The 13,996-nt window shown below is 35.1% G+C and carries 17 protein-coding genes and 2 riboswitches; of the genes, 10 read left to right on the top strand and 7 right to left on the bottom strand.

The annotated features are described in order from the left end of the window. Nucleotides 1-155 precede the first annotated feature (155 nt). The gene (locus tag CHB72_RS04010; RefSeq protein WP_089281583.1) at nt 156-1,529 is read left to right on the top strand and encodes a hypothetical protein; all 1,374 of its coding nucleotides are present in this window, start codon (nt 156-158) and stop codon (nt 1,527-1,529) included. A 25-nt stretch (nt 1,530-1,554) separates the two neighbouring features. Here the strand turns inward: CHB72_RS04010 and CHB72_RS04005 are convergent, their stop codons facing one another. The 4 genes from CHB72_RS04005 to CHB72_RS03990 form a co-directional block, all read right to left on the bottom strand. Further along, the gene (locus CHB72_RS04005; protein ID WP_089281582.1) at nt 1,555-1,875 is read right to left on the bottom strand and encodes a YbjQ family protein; all 321 of its coding nucleotides are present in this window, start codon (nt 1,873-1,875) and stop codon (nt 1,555-1,557) included. 61 nt (nt 1,876-1,936) lie between these two features. Then, nucleotides 1,937-2,824 carry a LiaI-LiaF-like domain-containing protein gene (locus CHB72_RS04000; RefSeq protein WP_089281581.1) on the bottom strand — a complete coding sequence of 296 codons (888 nt, stop codon included), beginning with the start codon at nt 2,822-2,824 and terminating at the stop codon, nt 1,937-1,939. Between the two features lie 5 nt (nt 2,825-2,829). Beyond that, complete coding sequence (locus CHB72_RS03995; protein WP_089281580.1) at nt 2,830-3,270, bottom strand: PspC domain-containing protein; 441 nt, start codon at nt 3,268-3,270, stop codon at nt 2,830-2,832. 29 nt (nt 3,271-3,299) lie between these two features. Next, nucleotides 3,300-3,491, bottom strand: a complete 192-nt coding sequence (locus tag CHB72_RS03990; RefSeq protein ID WP_089281579.1) for a PspC domain-containing protein — start codon at nt 3,489-3,491, stop codon at nt 3,300-3,302. A gap of 184 nt (nt 3,492-3,675) precedes the next feature. Continuing rightward, nucleotides 3,676-3,799, top strand: a riboswitch (molybdenum cofactor riboswitch). A 137-nt stretch (nt 3,800-3,936) separates the two neighbouring features. Here CHB72_RS03990 and CHB72_RS03985 point away from each other — a divergent pair. The 9 genes from CHB72_RS03985 to CHB72_RS03945 all read left to right on the top strand — a co-directional run bounded on the left by CHB72_RS03985 (nt 3,937) and on the right by CHB72_RS03945 (nt 11,308). Continuing rightward, entirely contained in the window at nt 3,937-5,052 is a 1,116-nt protein-coding gene (locus CHB72_RS03985) for a molybdopterin-dependent oxidoreductase (RefSeq protein WP_089281578.1), read from the top strand. An 85-nt stretch (nt 5,053-5,137) separates the two neighbouring features. Next, entirely contained in the window at nt 5,138-5,698 is a 561-nt protein-coding gene (locus CHB72_RS03980; RefSeq protein WP_089281577.1) for an ECF transporter S component, read from the top strand. Between the two features lie 12 nt (nt 5,699-5,710). Continuing rightward, complete coding sequence (locus CHB72_RS03975) at nt 5,711-7,213, top strand: alkaline phosphatase family protein (protein ID WP_089281576.1); 1,503 nt, start codon at nt 5,711-5,713, stop codon at nt 7,211-7,213. Then, the gene (locus tag CHB72_RS03970; protein WP_089281575.1) at nt 7,210-7,722 is read left to right on the top strand and encodes a molybdopterin-binding protein; all 513 of its coding nucleotides are present in this window, start codon (nt 7,210-7,212) and stop codon (nt 7,720-7,722) included. Before CHB72_RS03975 ends, CHB72_RS03970 begins: the two co-directional genes overlap by 4 nt. Continuing rightward, nucleotides 7,719-8,405 (top strand): energy-coupling factor ABC transporter ATP-binding protein, encoded by a 687-nt coding sequence (locus CHB72_RS03965; RefSeq protein ID WP_089281574.1) that lies wholly within the window; start codon nt 7,719-7,721, stop codon nt 8,403-8,405. Before CHB72_RS03970 ends, CHB72_RS03965 begins: the two co-directional genes overlap by 4 nt. Nucleotides 8,406-8,438: 33 nt before the next feature. Continuing rightward, complete coding sequence (locus tag CHB72_RS03960) at nt 8,439-9,128, top strand: energy-coupling factor ABC transporter ATP-binding protein (protein ID WP_207652492.1); 690 nt, start codon at nt 8,439-8,441, stop codon at nt 9,126-9,128. Then, entirely contained in the window at nt 9,073-9,822 is a 750-nt protein-coding gene (locus tag CHB72_RS03955) for an energy-coupling factor transporter transmembrane component T family protein (protein WP_176431183.1), read from the top strand. Before CHB72_RS03960 ends, CHB72_RS03955 begins: the two co-directional genes overlap by 56 nt. Before the next feature lie 2 nt (nt 9,823-9,824). Next, the gene (locus CHB72_RS03950; RefSeq protein ID WP_089281572.1) at nt 9,825-10,580 is read left to right on the top strand and encodes a molybdopterin-guanine dinucleotide biosynthesis protein MobB; all 756 of its coding nucleotides are present in this window, start codon (nt 9,825-9,827) and stop codon (nt 10,578-10,580) included. Continuing rightward, the gene (locus CHB72_RS03945; protein WP_089281571.1) at nt 10,577-11,308 is read left to right on the top strand and encodes an RIO1 family regulatory kinase/ATPase domain-containing protein; all 732 of its coding nucleotides are present in this window, start codon (nt 10,577-10,579) and stop codon (nt 11,306-11,308) included. The genes CHB72_RS03950 and CHB72_RS03945 overlap by 4 nt, the downstream gene beginning before the upstream one ends. Here CHB72_RS03945 and CHB72_RS03940 read toward each other — a convergent pair. The 3 genes from CHB72_RS03940 to CHB72_RS03930 are packed head-to-tail and all read right to left on the bottom strand — an operon-like array spanning nt 11,298 to nt 13,621. Next, complete coding sequence (locus CHB72_RS03940) at nt 11,298-12,008, bottom strand: ABC transporter ATP-binding protein (RefSeq protein WP_089281570.1); 711 nt, start codon at nt 12,006-12,008, stop codon at nt 11,298-11,300. The two genes, CHB72_RS03945 and CHB72_RS03940, sit on opposite strands and share 11 nt — an antisense overlap. Before the next feature lie 2 nt (nt 12,009-12,010). Further along, nucleotides 12,011-12,700, bottom strand: a complete 690-nt coding sequence (locus tag CHB72_RS03935; RefSeq protein WP_176431182.1) for an ABC transporter permease — start codon at nt 12,698-12,700, stop codon at nt 12,011-12,013. 15 nt (nt 12,701-12,715) lie between these two features. Next, nucleotides 12,716-13,621, bottom strand: a complete 906-nt coding sequence (locus tag CHB72_RS03930) for a substrate-binding domain-containing protein (protein WP_176431181.1) — start codon at nt 13,619-13,621, stop codon at nt 12,716-12,718. 185 nt (nt 13,622-13,806) lie between these two features. Beyond that, a riboswitch (molybdenum cofactor riboswitch) is annotated at nt 13,807-13,930 on the bottom strand. Nucleotides 13,931-13,996 lie beyond the last annotated feature (66 nt).

Genomic DNA, 13,996 nt, shown 5'->3' with positions numbered 1-13,996 from the left:
AGTGTCATAGTTTTCTTATGTAAAATATATCTTATATAACTATAATTATCCTATAGGACTATAGTAACAAATTTCAACAATTTATTGAATTTTTCTCCAATAGGTGATATTTTCAAATATATAGATGTAGTTTGCATATAACAAGGGGGATCAGTATGGAGAATGCTGTCGAGAAGAATACTGGTAGTTTGAAGCGATGCATTATTACTACAGGTGTATCTTCATTAAATTATTATAATAATTATATGCAACAATTTAACAAGGACAATGAAGCATTATATAACTGTATGGGGAAAAGCAGTATGAATAACATAGACAAGGCAGACTACTATAATATCATTATAGATCTATCAGATCATCATATTAAAACCATTGTCTTTGAAGTTTTCAACCATCTTTTACCTTTACATGCATATCTATATGTAAAGCTCATTAAAGACGACTCTTTAATCCTTGGTGATGCTTATCAATGTACAGAGCTACTGGAAAAACTACATAAAAACAAACTAATAGAATTGGAGATTATTAATAAAATTTCTCAGGCTCCTAAAGAGGAAGAACCCAGCTCTTGGCTAAAAAGATTTAAGAATCTGTTCTTTTTTATAGGTCCTGGAAATACTGGAAAAACCTCTATTATTTCAGCACTAACAGAATTATGCAATGAAAAGAATAAAAGCATAGGATTGATAGACTTAACAGAAGATTGTAAGCTGATGAATTATTTTCCTAATGTACGCTCTCTAGGGGATATTACCTTAAAAGATCAACAGCTTCAAAAGAAACTAAAAAATAAACATACGGGGTTAGTAGATGTATACAGGTGTTCCAGTAAATATTTTAAAGGAAATAAGGATTTACAAAGCTTTACTAAACTATTAAAGGAATTAACTGCTGGGTATGATTATGTATTTGTAAATGCTGATGTTAACGTTCTAGATGTGTGCAGCGATTTGTTTAGGTTAGGAGATAAAATTTTTATCATTCACGACATTATCCCTACTAAAATCAATATTACCAAACATATATTATTAACTTTTGCTGCTACAGGAATCAATACAAACCCTAATATAGCACTAATTTATAATAAAATAATAAGATGCTCCTTTAGCTTGAAAGCTATTGAGGAAAAAATGATTTTTAAGAAGTTGAATAATCGAAAATTAGTACCTATAGTAGATCTAAATAGTAAAACTTTTGAAATACCCTATAGCAAGAAGACAATGGAAGCGATTATTAATAATATATCAACCAGAAACAGTATTATTCATAATGCCGCCTATAGCTATAGAAGAAATATCGAATATATATACAATCATATAAATGATATACCTTATGTTGAGCTGGATGATATGAGTATTACTGATTATCTTAAGTACTGTTTTAAAAGAATATTTCAACATTATTATGTCCAGAATACCTATAAAGTGGTAGGAAGATATACTTCAATTCTAAAAAACAATTTGCAATCTTATACTTTGATGGCTAGATCAAGATTTATTGAAAAACATTTAAAAAGACAAACTGGATAAAAGTACTAACCCAGTTTGTCTTTTTCTATTTATTCTTTAACTTTACAGCAGTGCCATAGACCATGATTTCTGCTGCTCCCTGCATGACTGCGGAGGTGGAGAACCTTATGTTTACTATAGCATCAGCACCCAACTGTCTTGCCTCCTGCATCATTAGCTGTAGTGCTGCTTCCCTAGCTTCATCAAGCATCTGGGTGTATTCTTTTAATTCACCACCAACAATTTGACGTAATCCTGCCAAAATGTCCTTTCCGATATGTTTTGCCCGGATGGTATTACCCTTCACAAGACCAAGAATTTCTACGATTTCTTTTCCAGGAACATCAGGTGTATTACAAATAATCATCTTATCACTCCTTTTAGATTAGATTACCCAAGATTAAAGTATTCTATCAACTAAAAAGAGGTTAATACAAACCTATACCGAATTTTCCTACCCCCATACTAACATCAAAATGCAGCTTTGAAGCGGCCTCCTGATAATTAGGAGAGTAGTAATAGTCTCCAGTTTTTTGCCAGCCTAAAACCTCTACATTGCCTTTACTCACTAGACCATCCAGCTTTAGCTTTACTCCAGAGGTTTTAGAAAGAATAATATCAATATTAGAGGCACCTGCATCGATATCAATTTCTGAAACATCATGATAAGTATCACCAAATTTTAGATTCAGGTTGCTGGCACCTACATCTAAATCCAATTTTTTAACCTGGATAGAGGAAAAATCCATATCGCCAGATGAAGCGCCCATATCGGCATCAATATGCCAAATGACATCATCATTTAGTGAAAATTGGTAATGGTCAGAGATAGAGCTTATATTTTTCTCTGCTAATTTTATATGATCAAATTGAATGACTGCTTCTTTTTGATTATTCCTATACTTGACATTACTTTTGATCCGTTGAGGATTGATAGAAGCATAAATTAAGTGACCAGTTTTAGAGTCAAGACTGACTTTAGCAGCGCCAATATTTAGATCCAATTTTGCCTCTGTGGTTTCCTCTTGCCTCACAATAGTAAAGGTTTCATTAGTGGCAGTAATGCCTGCTTCAAATTTTTCATGGAAGACAAAACCATAGGTAATGATGGCTGCAAAAAATAGAAGCCAAGTAATAATAACAACAATATATCTATTCTTTAGAATGAGATTGATGCCTACCACGATTAAAATAAGCGGCCAAAGTTGCAGAAGGACATGAAAGATAGACCAATGGATCATCCCTAAATTACTTAAAAGAAAGAGGATGCCTATTCCAATTAAGATAATACCATTGGTTAATTTTTCAATATTCATCTTGATCACTTCCTTCCATTGATAATTGTAATTACTCCAAGTACAATTAAAATAGCAGGCCAAAAGTTTCTAAATAAATGTCTAAATTGAATCCAATGCCAAGGGAAGCCCGGGAAGAAATTTTTTGTAAAGAAGGTAACACCTAAAGCAATTAATATTAATCCAATCAACAATCTATTTTTATCATTAGTTTTTTCAGAAGTTTCATGGTTATTTCTTTCCACATATTCAGTGCTATTCTCCTGCGGAGAAGTGCTATAATAGGTTCTGTTTGGCATAATCACTGCCGCAATAATATAGGCAGGTATACCAGCGCCTCCAAATAAAGCAAATAGCACCCAACCTAGTCTAACAATGGTAGAATCCAAGTCAAAGTACTCTGCAATGCCTCCGCATACGCCAGCAATTTTTTTGTCCCTATCGGACAAATAGATTTTCTTTTCCATAAGTCTTTTTATTTCCTCCTTCTTTTTTCCTACATATCAGATCTGTGGGGCATAATCATAGCAGCGATAATATACCCGATGACACCTGATCCTCCTGCTAGACAAAATAGAATCCATCCTAATCTTACTAAAGTAGAATCCAGATCGAAATACTCTGCAATGCCTCCACATACCCCTGAAATTTTTTTATCCGTTGATGAAAGATACAATTTTTTAGCCATGATAAATCTCCCTTTCTGATATAGTATCTATATGTTTTATGATAACATAAAACAGCGGATTTTACATTATATATTAGGCTAAATCGATTACTTTGTTTCCAAAATTTCTAAATTAAATTCTGAATTTTTTAACTGTTGACAAAATTATCCATATGAATTAAACTTAAAATTAGATAAAAATTAAACAATATAATGTCTCCGAGTCTATCATTCCTAAAAAGGTATTTAACCTATGGAATTTAGACCGAAGGGTATAATTGGAAACCGTTATGCCTCCCATTGTGGAAAGGAGTCCGCTGATACAATAGTAAGCTATTGCAGCCGAACACCTTCTTAGGTGTTTTTTATTTTTAAAAACAACTCCTTTTTGCTAGACAAAAGGAGCTGTTTTTGTTTAATTTAAGACTGTTATAGTAATCGAAGGAGTAAAGGAGGAGTATAATAAATGTTATTTAAGTCTAAAAAGCAGTTGCTTATCATGGTTTTCACCTTGATTTTCATCTTTTCAGGTTGTTCTGGGTCTGAAGTTCCCAGTAGTGATGTTTCTCAAGAAGGAAGCAGTAGTCTAGAGGAGTACATCATAATGAAGGGATTAGGGGAAGAGGAAATTTCTATATCAGTTGAAGAAATAAAAGGACTTCAAGCTATTTCAAAGGAAGTTACCTCCATTAGTTCTACTGGTGAGGAGAATACCTTTCAAGCTACTGGTGCATTGTTGGAGGATGTATTAAAACAGCGGAGTTTTAACCAGAAGGATTTGATGGGATTAAGAATTGTGGCAGGAGATGGTTATTCTATAGAGGTACCGAAGGAAATAGTGGGAAACCGTGACATTATATTGGCCTATGAGATGAATGGTGCTCCACTAGATGAACAAAGCCGGCCTTTAAGAGTAGTGATTCCAGATGAAAGAGCTATGTATTGGGTAGGAAATTTGGAGACCATTGAAATTCTTGAAAAGATTGAGAAATCAGAGATACACAAACTTCTATTTATAGAAGCATTAGGAGAAATCGCTGACGTAGAGGATTATATTTATTATGATAGTATAGATAAAGCCATAAAAATCCAGGATTTATTAAAATCTTTTGGGGAAGAAAGCACATCAAAAACCGTGTATATTAAAGCAGTCGATGGTCTAGAAAAAAATGAAACATTACCTATTTTTCAAGAAGGTTACATTAAAGTAACTGGTGCTGACGTGCCAGCCTTTCTATCACCAAATATGCCAAAGGGCATGTATGTCAAACACATTTTATATTTTTCCTATGATACGACGGCTTGGGTTGCCTATGAGAAGGCACAGGAAAAGCTAGGAACCTTGAATTTAGAGGATAGAGAAGGTATTTCTGTAGAAGAACTATTAAAAGAAATAGGACTTCATGAAGGTGAAGCCTATATTTTTACAGCAATTGATGGATATGCAGTAGAAGTAGATGCCAGTGATTTAGGTGAAGGTATTATTTACTTGGATGAAAAAGGCAGGTTAAATACATATTTTAAAGGATTACCCAAGAATACCAGTATAAAAGATTTATTATCTGTGGAAGTGAAAAAGTAAAGTATAAAATTCAGGGGAAATCAGGGAATATGTGGATAAAAAATGTTGCCAAAATTAAGGTAATTCAATAAATGGAGGCAAAACTATGGTGAAGAAAAGATGGTTAAAAAATTTTTCAGTATTTGATTTAGTAATGATGGCCATGATGGCTTCTCTAGGAATTGCCATCAAACCAGTGGTTGTACCTTTGGCTCATATTATTACTGGCCCTCTTTATATACCTGGTGGTGTAGTGGCTGGAGGATTTTATATGCTGTGGTTGGTATTAGGGGCAGGACTGGTGGGTAAAAGGGGAACAGCTGCCCTCATTTCTCTAGTGCAGGCTATTATGGTGATATCTATAGGCATATTTGGAACCCATGGTATTGTAAGCTTTGCTACCTATTTATTGCCAGGAATTGCTGTAGATATGGTACTATTGCTTACAGGTCATCGAGGCTGTTGTTTAGGTTGTTGCTTTTTAGCTGGAATCGCTGCAAATATTAGCGGCACTTTTCTGGTGAATGTAGTGTTTTTTCAGCTACCGATGTTACCTTTAATATTAAGTCTAAGTGCTGCCGCTTTATCCGGTGGATTGGGAGGCATTATTGCTTATGCCATCTTAAAACAGCTTCAAAGGGCGAATATATTGAATCATGAGGGATAAGGGAGGGGTTAGATGAAGGCAAGTCTTAATAGATCTATAGGAATCATGATGAGCTTATTTATTACAGGAGTTTTTCTGATGGGATGCAGTACAACAATAGAGAATACAAAGTCCTACGGATATATTCCCTCCTTTAAAATCATTGGGGATGTGGAGGATGTTTTGATGATTACTGACATGAAGGATTTCACTACTGTGGAAATAGAGGATGGAAGAGAAAAAAGGTTATTTTTAATCCTTCAAGAGCTTCTAAGTCATGCAAACCCAATTTCAAAGAAATATGAATTGCTATTGGTGGGACAGGATGGATTAATGGCAAAAATTGATGGTGAAGGAATAGAAGAATGCTACATAGGCTTTTCTAAAGAGAACGCTTGGGAATTTGTTAACCCTACACACCCTATTAGTAGTAACATAAAAAAAGTAAAAGAAATAGTAGTAATTTCTAAGGAAGAGAATTGGGATCAGGGTGTAAATATTATCAGCAATAAAGAAAATATTATGAATATCACACCAGGGAATCTATATAGGATGCCCAGCAGGATTTTCCCCTACTTTGAAGGGACTTCCTCTATTCAACATCAGGAGACTACTCATGAAACAAGTATTTATACTGAACAAAAAATAGTAAAGATCAAAGATTTGCTCTCCTTGTCAGAAAATGAAAAGCTTTTAGCTATGGGAGCATTGGGAGAGTATGAAGGGATTGATGGAGATAGCTATCTAAAAGTGTCAGGCAACAAAATAGATTTAATAGAAAAGGAGGGGAAGAGTAAAATTCCTGATGTAAAGGGAATAATGGTCGATCCTCCTATTACTAGCATTATGGATACCTATTATGATGTCAGCCATTATTTAGAGAAGGATGAGAAGGTGATGATTTTATTTCTAGATGGATTTGGTTATCACCAATACCTCTATGCCATAGAAAATGGATATGGGACTTTTTTAAAAAATATTGAAGCTGCCAAAGCAGCTACAACTGTATATCAATCGGTAACAAATGCTGGATTTGCAGCGATGATTACAGGGAAACCACCCTATGAAAATGGTGTATACTCCAGAAAGCAAAGGGACTTAGAGGCTCCCAGCATATTTGCTGTAGCAAAAGCTTTAGATAAGAAAAGTATGTTAGTTGAAGCAGATATGAAAATTCTAAACACAGAAATCGAACCTCTATTAAATATTGACAGAAATAATAATGGCATCACCTGCGATGAAGTTTTTCAAGCTTCATTAGAGCAGATAGATAAGGATTATGATTTGCTCATGATACATTTTCATGGCATCGATGATATTGGCCACAGCTATGGAAATTTACATGAAAAAACCATGGAAATGATAAGCATGACAGACGCTTATATAGAGGAACTAGTGAGTAAATGGACTGGCAGAGTAATTATTACCTCCGATCATGGGATGCATAGTAGCCTTGAGGGAGGGGATCATGGTTCTTTTCGATACCAAGATATGGTGGTACCTTATGTGATTACTGAAGGGGGAGGAAGAAAGTGAAGAAGATTATTGCCATAATTTTATTGTTGTTGATAACTACTGTTGGGGTTACAGCCTATCTCAATAGAGGATACATAAAAGATAAACAAGCCATGGTAGAAAACTCCTCTATTTTGATAAAGGATGAAGGGGGGGAGGTGGGAGTGATAGATTTAGGGCTGATAAAAGATTTAGAGCCTATAGAATTTGAGGTCAATCTAAAAAGCAGCGGAAAGGATCCAGAGGAACATACCTATAAAGGAGTAACTTTAAAAAAGCTACTAGCATTCAAAGACCAGTCCCTAGAAAGCAAAAAACAAGTAGTGATTCGTTCCATAGACGGTTATACGATAGCTCTGTCGGCAGAGGAAGTATCAGAAGAGGATAATGTTTACGTTGTCTATGAAAGAGATGGCGAACCCTTAGGGAAAAAAGAAGAGGGAGGCAGTGGTCCTTACCAAATTATTTTACGAAAGGACCCCTTTAGTCAGCGATGGGCAAAGTTTGTGGTAGAGGTTGAATTACAATGACATTTCCTATAGAAGTGAAGAACCTTTCTTATCAATATTCTGGTAGGAAAGAAAAAGTATTAAGAGAGATAGATCTACAAGTCAATAGGGGAGAGGTCTTGGGAATTGTAGGGTTAAGTGGTAATGGAAAAAGTACCCTTTGTTATTGCATCTGCGGTATTATACCTCATATCTTTAAAGGAAGACTAGAAGGGGAAGTATTATTATTTGGCAAACCTGTAAAAACTATGGACTTAACCACTGTAGCTACTCAAGTAGGAATTGTTTTTCAAGATCCAGATACCCAGCTTTTTTCTCCAACGGTTGAAGATGAAATAGCTTTTGGGCCAGAAAATTTATGTCTAGATAGAGAAGAAATAGGAGAACGGATTTTTGACGCTATAAAAGTAGTAGGTATGGAGAAACATCGACATGATAACCCACACTACTTGTCTGGAGGACAAAAACAGTTAATTGCCTTAGCTAGCATATTGAGCCTGAAGCCACAGATACTTATTTTTGATGAGACAATGGCACAGATTGACTTAGCGGGAAAGAAATTGATAAAAGAGAAAATTCGACAACTAAAAAAGGATGGGAAAACCATTATTATGATTGAACATGATTTTGAAAATTTAGATGTAGCTGATAGAATAATGGTTTTAAAGGATGGAAGGTTAGGATCATTTCAAGGTAGACTGTAACAAAGGAGGGGGGAAACACTACTGAGCTATATAGTGATAGATCATGTTAGCTTTGCCTATAAAAAACAGCATCCAATTATAAATAATATGTCTATAGAATTGTTTTCAGAGGATTTCACAGCTATCGTAGGAGCTAATGGCACTGGAAAAACTACTTTAGGAAAATTGATGACAGGTATTCTAAAGCCTGAAAAAGGAAGTGTCATAATAGATGGCCTAGATAGCAGCAAAATTTCCTTAGGCGCTATAGGGAAAAAGGCAGGATATTTATTTCAAAATCCAGAAAGACAGATTTTTGCACCCAATGTCTATGAAGAATTATCCTTTCCCCTAGAAGTAAAGGGCATGAAAAAAGAAGAAATTGAGAGAAAGGTAAACGAATCTTTAACAATCTTTCAGTTAACTCACTTATCCAAGGTTTTTCCCTTCACCTTAAGTCAAGGGGAAAAACAGCGTTTAGCTTTAGCAGCTATATTAATTAACGAACCTAAGTTTTTAATCTTAGATGAGCCTACTACAGGGTTAGATATCGAGAGAAAAAACACCCTTTCAACTATCCTGGGAAGATTGAAGGAGAAGGGAATTGGGATAGTGATGATAAGCCATGATGGAGCTTTTATAGGGAAACATGCCACGCGAATAATAGAATTGGCTGGAGGTGAAGTCATTGGAGACAATAAAAAATGTCTTGGATCCAAGAGTAAAACTGATCATTGTGCTTAGTCTATCTACCACAGCTGTATTTATAAAAGATGTCTATTACTTGGGGGGTATACTGCTGATTTCTATAATGATCTCCATTCTTTTCAATAGTCCTTTACTTTCTTTAATAAACAAATTTAAAAGAATGCTATGGCTTATTGTATCTCTTATCTTTATCCAAAGTATTTTTATAGCTGATGGAACAAGTATCATAGCCTTGGGGGACATTACATTTCTTACGATACAAGGGATAATAAAGGGACTCCAGCTGGTGTTGAGGATGTTGATCATTATCATCTCTGCTTCCATCATGGGCACCAATACTTCGCGAGAGATTGTCCAAGGTTTAGTGCAGTGGAGGATACCCTATGAGATAGCTTTTATGGTATCTATCGCCATAAGATTTTTGCCTATGCTGACGGATGAGATTAGAGATGTTGTGATTGCCATTCAATTAAGAGGTATTGAATTAGAAAAAATTCCATTGAGGAAACGGATAAAAATTTATTCTTATGTACTTATGCCCATAGTGGCTAATACAATGGTTAAGGCCAGAAAATTATCAACAGCTATGGAAATGAGAGGATTCGGAGTTAATGAAAATAGAACAAGCTACCATACACTTCAAATGAGAAGAATTGATTATGCTGTTATTGTTATTACGATACTGGGACTAACGACAATATTAGGACAGTATTATTTGCAAGGAGGATGAAAATGAGAATTTTTGCTGTTCATGGGATTACACAGTCAGGGAAGACAACTACCATTGAAAATATTATAAAGCAACTTAAAAAAAGAAGATATAGTGTGGCCAGTATAAAGGATATACATTATGAAAAATTTGCAATTGATCAAGAAGGCACAAATACCCATCGACATCGTATGGCAGGTTCGGAATTAGTAACTGCTAGAGGTTACTATGAAACGGACATACTGTTTCCTAAAAGACTCTCAGTTGAATCAATACTGAGATTTTATACGCAGGATTATGTAGTGATGGAGGGGGTAATAGACACAAATGCTCCCAAAATCATTACAGCCCATGGAACTGAGGAAATTGATGAAAAACTAGACGATACAGTTTTTGCAATATCTGGAAGGATATCAAATGAACTAAAGCAGTACAAAGGCATTCCAGTGATTAATCCCATAACAGATATAGAAAGATTGGTGGACCTGATCGAGGAAAAGGTCTATGAAAAATTGCCAGAGTTCCCAAAGGAATGTTGTGACGTCTGTGGCTATAACTGTAGAGAGCTAGGCATAGAAATATTAAAGGGAAAAGCCAAAAGGGAAGATTGCATGATTGGTCATGAGAATCAAAATATTAAGTTGTTTATTAATAATCAAGAAATTCCTATGGTGCCCTTTGTTCAAAAAATCCTCTATAATGCAGTAATAGGGGTTGTAACAGAGCTAGATGGTTATCAAAAAGGAGGAAATCTAATGGTTAAGGTTGGGGAGAGATGATGATTTTCGATAATGGATTTTTGGAGGTATTGGGAACGGAAGACTACCTTTTAGAAGAAAAATTCCATAGCAAGAAAAATGATGTATATAAAGTGAGATGTCTAAAGGTACTAGAAGGGCAAAAGGTAGCTGTTATAAAGAAATATCTTCAACCCTCAATAAATATAAAAAGGGAAATTGATCTACTCCTTCACCTAAGAGAAAAAGGTCTTTCTGTGCCAGAAATATATTTCAAAGAAAATGAATATATCATCATGGAGTATATTGAAGGAAAAACCCTACTGGAGGTCATGGAGGAAAGAGAGAGAAACAATCTATTTAGAAAGGGCTATCCTTATCAATCAAACGAACATCTAATATGTACATTAATAGAATGGTTGGAGAGATTTTATCATCATACAAATGGAAAACTTATTCTAACGGATATAAACTTAAGAAACTTTATAATAAACAATAATGGTGTGGTATATGGCTTTGATTTTGAGGATTGTGATGCAGGAAGAATTGAAGAGGATGCAGCAAAGCTCTGCGCTTATATACTTACTTATGATCCCTCCTTTTCATCTTGGAAACTACAATTTACTAGAGAGGTTTTCTATCTACTACTAAAAAAATTTCACCTTAATGATGAGGTTTTACTTAAAGAAGTGGAGAAAGAAATCACTAACATCAATAGAAAAAGGAGGAAATGCTTTGCAATAGAGCTATTTAGTAACACTATAAAATAATTTCTCCTTCCACAAACTTTCTTGTTATTTGATTTTTAGAGGAAAAAATGACATCCTCTGTTTTACCGTACTCTATTACATTCCCCTGGTGCATAAAAGCCACATCAGTACAAAGTCTTTTTGCCTGTTGTAAATTATGGGTTACTATAATAATTGTAGCTTTACTTTCTTCATGGAAGTGTCTAACTGTTTTTTCCATCATAAAAATGGAAGCAGGATCAATATTTGCAGTAGGTTCATCTAAGATTAACAGGGAAGGTTGGAAAATAATAGCTCGAGCTAAAGCAACCTTTTGTGCCTCCCCACCAGAAAGAGTCCAGGCATTTTGGTTTTTGATATGCTGGATATCCATTTCTTCTAGTAGTTGATTGACCTTTTCCTCAATGCTTCTATGATCAACCTTTCTAATTTTCAATGGATATGCAATATTGTTAAAAACAGAGGTTCTAAGTAAATAGGGTTTTTGAAACACCATGGTCATTTTTTGATAAATACTGGTGTTAAGAGGGGTGCTATCATATTGGATCTCACCAGTGGTGGCTTGATCAAGCCCTGCAATGATCTTAACCAAAGTGCTTTTTCCTGCTCCGTTAGGACCGATAACACCTAAAAAGCAACCGCTATTAACATGGGAATCGTCTATTTTTAACACTAGTTTTTCTTTGTAGGATTTTGTTAAATTGCTTATCGTTATATTCATAATTATTCTCCCAGTTGAAAGTGATATAGCAAAGAGTTAATAATAAAGGACAAGAATAGCAGGACAATACCAATAGCAATTGCCATAGCATAATCCCCTTGGTTTCTAAGCATCGCTATAGCAGTGGTCATCACCCTTGTATGACCTTTAATATTGCCACCAACAATCATAACCGCCCCTACCTCTGAGATCGCTCTACCATAGCCTGAGACGATACCTGTAAAAATATTAATCCGAAGTTCTTTAATCATTAGGATTAATGTTTCGACTTTATTGGCTCCTAAGGTTTTAGCCAATTTTTTTATTTCTTCTCCTTTTTCTTTTGTACCATTGTAGACAATTCCTGTGATGATGGGAGTGACTAACAAAACCTGTGCAATAATCATAGCGGTGGGTGTAAAAACAATCCCTAGATAGCCTAAGGGTCCTCGTCTCGATATAAATAAGAATACCACTAAACCGACGATTACTGGAGGTAAACTCATCATAGTATAGATCAATCGCACCACCAATTTTTTAAAGGGAAAGCTTTTTGCTCCAATAACAACCCCTAAAGGTACTGCTAATATAGTTGAAATAAAGGTGGAGGCGAGGGAAACATAGATAGATAACAGTATGATTTCATATATTTCCTTGTCCAATGATACCAACAGTTCTATAGCCTTATGAAAGCCTTCTACAATCTCACTCACCTTAGTTCCTCCTATCTATTTTGCATTTGGAATAAATAGTGATTGTCCAAATTCAGCTTTGCCAAACTCTCCAATTAATTGCTGCCCCTGATCAGATAACATCCATTGAATAAATACTTCAGCAGCTGGTGCATTAATTTTGTCATTTTTATCTGGATTTACAGCTATTATACCATATTGATTGAATAGCTGAGTATCTCCTTCAGTAACAACAGTTAAATCTAGGTCACTCTGCATAGATAAATAAGTTGCCCTATCAGTTAGGGTATAACCTTGCATTTCATCCGTCATTTGGATAACGGCACCCATACCTTGTCCAGCCTCAACATACCAGTCGCCTGAAGGTTCAAGTCCTAATTCTTTCCAAAGAGTCAATTCCATTTTATGGGTACCAGAATCATCTCCTCTGGAAACAAAGGTTAGCTTTTTATCATGGATCAATTTGAAGGCTGCCAATATATCTTTTGGTGCATTGGCTAAAACATCTGCTGGATCTTCATCTGGCCCTAGCAGCACAAAATCATTGTACATCACTTCAAATCTTTCAAGACCATGACCTTCTGCAACAAATTCTTCTTCAGAAGCCTTTGCATGAACCAACAGTGCATCAGCATCTCCATCTTTGCCCATTTGGAGTGCTTGTCCAGTTCCTACTGCCACCACCTTTACTTTTATACCAGTCTCTCTAGTGAATATTGGTAGAATATAGTCTAATAATCCGCTATTTTCTGTACTGGTGGTGGTAGATAGAAGTAGGGTTTTGTTAGTGATTTCAGGTGCTGTATTTTCTTCAATAGATATGTCTTCAGCAGGTGTTTCTGGTGTAACTGTCTCCTGTGGCTTGGTACATCCGACAAATATTATCATTAATACTAACATAAAAATCATTATGGATAAAGTTTTACTTTTTTTAAAAATCATTTTTCATCCCCCGTTTCTAATTTATAGTTAATTTGATGCTATTCTTTTATGTAGCTACTAATTATTACCTATTCACCTCCTTATTCCTATAAATAAAAAAGACCTTCTAACTAGGGAAGGAGTCTGTGAATTATTATCACAAAAAAAGGCCTTAGGAAGGCATAGGCGCTATAGATAACAGCGACAACTGCTATCATAGAACTCCTTTCCACAATGGGAGGCGTAATTGTTTCCAAGTACACCCTATAGGCCTAATTTCCATAAAGTAATAAACTCTTTAGGAAGTTAGGCTCGGAGATATTTAGTTTTTATTTTATATATAGTTTAGTGTATTTTAAGAGGGTTGTCAATAAATTAACGGATATTTATTAGAAT

Source organism: Anaerovirgula multivorans, from assembly GCF_900188145.1.
In the GTDB taxonomy this organism is placed as follows: Bacteria; Bacillota; Clostridia; order Peptostreptococcales; family Natronincolaceae; genus Anaerovirgula; species Anaerovirgula multivorans.
Note: the sequence above shows the minus strand (reverse complement) of the source record. Positions and strands in the feature narration are given on the sequence as shown.

What these genes read in the sequence shown, in the direction of transcription:
- CHB72_RS03930 (WP_176431181.1), bottom strand. Translation starts at nt 13,621, where the DNA reads ATGATTTTTAAAAAAAGTAAAACTTTATCCATAATGATTTTTATGTTA.
- CHB72_RS04000 (WP_089281581.1), bottom strand. Translation starts at nt 2,824, where the DNA reads ATGAATATTGAAAAATTAACCAATGGTATTATCTTAATTGGAATAGGC.
- CHB72_RS04010 (WP_089281583.1), top strand. Translation starts at nt 156, where the DNA reads ATGGAGAATGCTGTCGAGAAGAATACTGGTAGTTTGAAGCGATGCATT.
- CHB72_RS03945 (WP_089281571.1), top strand. Translation starts at nt 10,577, where the DNA reads ATGATGATTTTCGATAATGGATTTTTGGAGGTATTGGGAACGGAAGAC.
- CHB72_RS03950 (WP_089281572.1), top strand. Translation starts at nt 9,825, where the DNA reads ATGAGAATTTTTGCTGTTCATGGGATTACACAGTCAGGGAAGACAACT.
- CHB72_RS03985 (WP_089281578.1), top strand. Translation starts at nt 3,937, where the DNA reads ATGTTATTTAAGTCTAAAAAGCAGTTGCTTATCATGGTTTTCACCTTG.
- CHB72_RS03965 (WP_089281574.1), top strand. Translation starts at nt 7,719, where the DNA reads ATGACATTTCCTATAGAAGTGAAGAACCTTTCTTATCAATATTCTGGT.
- CHB72_RS03995 (WP_089281580.1), bottom strand. Translation starts at nt 3,270, where the DNA reads ATGGAAAAGAAAATCTATTTGTCCGATAGGGACAAAAAAATTGCTGGC.
- CHB72_RS04005 (WP_089281582.1), bottom strand. Translation starts at nt 1,875, where the DNA reads ATGATTATTTGTAATACACCTGATGTTCCTGGAAAAGAAATCGTAGAA.
- CHB72_RS03980 (WP_089281577.1), top strand. Translation starts at nt 5,138, where the DNA reads ATGGTGAAGAAAAGATGGTTAAAAAATTTTTCAGTATTTGATTTAGTA.
- CHB72_RS03975 (WP_089281576.1), top strand. Translation starts at nt 5,711, where the DNA reads ATGAAGGCAAGTCTTAATAGATCTATAGGAATCATGATGAGCTTATTT.
- CHB72_RS03990 (WP_089281579.1), bottom strand. Translation starts at nt 3,491, where the DNA reads ATGGCTAAAAAATTGTATCTTTCATCAACGGATAAAAAAATTTCAGGG.
- CHB72_RS03940 (WP_089281570.1), bottom strand. Translation starts at nt 12,008, where the DNA reads ATGAATATAACGATAAGCAATTTAACAAAATCCTACAAAGAAAAACTA.